The 3,309-nt window shown below is 60.1% G+C and carries 5 protein-coding genes; 3 read left to right on the top strand and 2 right to left on the bottom strand.

Features of this window, described 5'->3' with window-relative positions; genetic code table 11:
• Positions 1 to 305 (bottom strand): twin-arginine translocation signal domain-containing protein (locus ENZ75_RS26060; RefSeq protein WP_128278421.1); only part of this gene is annotated, 305 nt, incomplete at its 3' end.
• 170 nt (positions 306 to 475) lie between these two features.
• Positions 476 to 1,138 (bottom strand): haloacid dehalogenase type II, encoded by a 663-nt coding sequence (locus ENZ75_RS26055; protein WP_013532669.1) that lies wholly within the window; start codon positions 1,136 to 1,138, stop codon positions 476 to 478.
• Positions 1,139 to 1,295: 157 nt separating this feature from the next.
• Between ENZ75_RS26055 and ENZ75_RS26050 the strand changes: the two genes are divergently transcribed.
• From ENZ75_RS26050 to ENZ75_RS26040, 3 genes are all read left to right on the top strand, one after another.
• Entirely contained in the window at positions 1,296 to 2,174 is an 879-nt protein-coding gene (locus ENZ75_RS26050) for a branched-chain amino acid aminotransferase (protein ID WP_024505546.1), read from the top strand.
• 106 nt (positions 2,175 to 2,280) lie between these two features.
• The gene (locus ENZ75_RS26045) at positions 2,281 to 2,880 is read left to right on the top strand and encodes a superoxide dismutase (RefSeq protein ID WP_013532667.1); all 600 of its coding nucleotides are present in this window, start codon (positions 2,281 to 2,283) and stop codon (positions 2,878 to 2,880) included.
• Between the two features lie 156 nt (positions 2,881 to 3,036).
• A partial coding sequence (locus ENZ75_RS26040; protein WP_164888006.1) for a cytochrome c occupies positions 3,037 to 3,309 on the top strand: 273 nt, incomplete at its 3' end.

The raw sequence follows: 3,309 nt of genomic DNA, 5'->3' as shown, positions 1-3,309 counted from the left end.
GTCGTATCGACGACTATGGTTCCCGGCTTCTGTCCCGTCGGGTCGGGAACGATCTGACGCAGGAATTGCGGATCGATCTTGTCGACTGGGATGGCCGGCAAATCGAAGCCGCCGTCGCTGACTGCTGCATACATCGTCACATAGTCCGCCAGAGGCGGCTCGACATAGGTTGGTGGCGGCGGCTCGACCGGACCCGGCCCGGTGGTGGCGCATGCGGAAACCGCGATCGAAGCGGCGCCCAGGGCTGCGGCATTGAGAAAGCCGCGACGGCTCAGGCGAAAAGATTCGATTTCGGTTATGGACATGGTTGCCTTCTTTAAGTCTCAAATCGCAACAAAGCGTGAATTCGCCGACAGTTACGCGGGTGCCTGACAACACCTGGGGCGATAGGCGGTTCCGATTCTGGCCCGAACGTGGGCAAAGAAAGGCGAAGCTGTGACCAGGCTGCTACTGTGGCGCCAGAGACACAGGTCTCTTAGCTGCCGGGCACAAGGGCTTCGAGCGACGGCAGGATCAGGGCCGGTGGGAAGTCCCGGTATTCTTCGGGCTGGTTGGAGCGGTTGATCCACACCGTGCGAAAGCCGAATTTGGTGGCGCCTGCAATGTCCCAGCGATTGGACGACTGGAAGGAAACCGCGCCGGGGTAGAGGCGCCGGCCGGTGGCGACCATGTCGTAGACCGCGGGATCGGTCTTGAAGCGCCGCACCGTATCGACGGAATAGATATCGTCCAGAACCTGGTCGAGCGCGGCGGATTTGACCGCCGCCTGCAGCATTTCGGGCGAGCCGTTGGACAGGATCGCCAGCCTCGCTCCCGAAGCCTTGAGCGCCTTGAGCACGGCCGGCACTTCCGGATAGCAATCGAGCCGCCAATAGGCATCCAGCAATATCGCCTTGAGACCGGGGTCGGCCGAGGGAACCTTGCGCAAGGCGAAATCGAGCGCCTGTTCGGTCAGTTGCCAGAAATCGGCATAGGCGCCCATCAGCGTGCGCACCCAGGAATATTCGAGCTGTTTGGCGCGCCAGATCTCGGACAGCAATTGGCCGTCCGGCCCGATCCGGTCGGCATGACGGCGTACGGCGGCATGCACGTCGAACAGCGTGCCATAGGCGTCGAAGACATAGGCGGCGTATTGCATGACAGCAGTTTTGAGGGCAGGCGCGACAAGGTGCAAGCTTTGATTGCATTGCGCCCCGGCACTGGCCTCAACAAAACTCCATGATGCCGGTTGACGGCGCCCGCCAAAGCATCTTCCAATGGCTGTCACACGAGACCGATTGAGACGGGACGAGATGATGACACTGGCGGCTGCGGCGCAATCCACGACATGGACTTTCGTCGATGGTGATTGGCACGAAGGCAACGTCGCCATTCTGGGGCCGCGCAGCCACGCCATGTGGCTCGGCACCAGCGTTTTTGACGGCGGCCGCTGGTTCGAAGGCGTGGCGCCGGATCTCGACTTCCACGCAGCCAGGGTGAATTCCTCGGCGATTGCGCTCGGCCTGAAGCCGAACATGAGCGCCGACAAGATCGTCGGGCTGACATGGGATGGGTTGAAGAAGTTCGACGGCAAGACGGCGGTCTATATCAGGCCGATGTACTGGGCCGAGCATGGCGGCTATATGGGCGTGCCGGCCGATCCCGCCTCGACGCGCTTTTGCCTTTGCCTCTATGAATCACCGATGATTCCGGCGACTGGCTTTTCGGTGACCGTGTCGCCGTTCCGGCGTCCGACCATTGAAACCATGCCGACCAACGCCAAGGCCGGCTGCCTTTACCCCAACAACGGTAGGGCCATTCTCGAAGCCAAGATGCGCGGCTTCGACAACGCAATGGTGCTCGATATGCTGGGCAACGTCGCCGAGACCGGAACCTCGAACATCTTCCTGGTCAAGGATGGCCACGTCTTTACGCCTGCGCCGAACGGCACCTTCCTATCCGGCATCACCCGCTCGCGCACGATAGCGCTGCTCGGCGAATATGGCTTCAGGACCACGGAAAAGACGCTGTCGGTGCGCGATTTCCTCGAAGCAGACGAAATTTTTTCGACCGGGAACCATTCCAAGGTGGTGCCGATCACGCGCATCGAGGATCGCAATCTGCAACCCGGGCCGGTGGCCAAAAAAGCGCGCGAACTCTATTGGGATTGGGCGCATTCGACTTCTGCTGTTTGAGCGGATAAAAAGGCGATCGACGCTTCATCCGGAGTTGTCCCAACCCATTCCAGACCTATCTTACTCCGGTATCGACACCGGATTTTTCCACGAGGGAGTACTATCCATGGCCTTTGAATTGCCCGCTCTGCCTTACGACTATGAGGCCTTGCAGCCTTACATGTCGAAAGAGACGCTGGAATATCACCACGACAAGCACCACAAGGCGTATGTCGATAACGGCAACAAACTCGCCGCCGAGGCCGGCTTGGGCGATCTGTCGGTCGAAGAGGTGGTCAAGCAGTCGTTCGGCAAGAATGCCGGCCTCTTCAACAATGCCGCCCAGCATTACAACCACATCCATTTCTGGAAGTGGATGAAGAAAGGCGGCGGCGGCAACAAGCTGCCGGGCGCCTTGCAGAAGGCAGTCGATAGCGATCTCGGCGGCTACGACAAGTTCAAGGCCGACTTCATTGCCGCTGGCACGACACAGTTCGGCTCCGGCTGGGCCTGGGTCTCGGTCAAGGATGGCAAGCTGGCGATCTCCAAGACACCGAACGGCGAAAACCCGCTCGTCCATGGCGCGTCGCCGATCCTCGGCGTCGATGTCTGGGAGCACTCCTACTACATCGACTACCGCAACGCCCGGCCGAAATATCTCGAGGCGTTCGTCGACAGCCTGATCAACTGGGACCATGTCCTGGAATTGTACGAAAAGGCGAAGTGATCGATTTCCAGAAGCCCCGGTATCACCCGGGGCTTTTCTTTTCTGCGTCCCGCAAGAGCAAAGGTCCGGCAAAAATCATCAGGGGGAAGGGAATTTTCCCTCTGTAACATCCGTTGACGTCCTGTCCCGAAATGCCTTCATCATGGAGCCAATTGAATGAGAAAGCTTGTTATCGCCATCTCTATGCTCGCACTCGCGGCTTCGGCGGCCTTTGCCGACCCGATCCTCGACCGGCAGGCACTGATGAAGGAACGTGGAAAGATCGTCGGCGGCCTGTCGAAAGTGGTCAAGGGCGAGGAGCCGTTTGATGCCGCCGCGGTGCTGACGGCGCTGCAGGCGCTGCATGCGAATGCCGAGAAAGTCGACGTCGACGCGCTGTTTCCGGCGGGCAGCGACACAGGCGGCGATACCACTGCGTCGCCGAAGATC

This window comes from Mesorhizobium sp. M7A.F.Ca.CA.002.04.1.1 (assembly GCF_004022805.1).
Lineage (GTDB): Bacteria > Pseudomonadota > Alphaproteobacteria > Rhizobiales > Rhizobiaceae > Mesorhizobium > Mesorhizobium ciceri.
The sequence above is the reverse complement of the archived record's forward strand: the minus strand, read 5'-3'. Positions and strand labels throughout refer to the sequence as shown.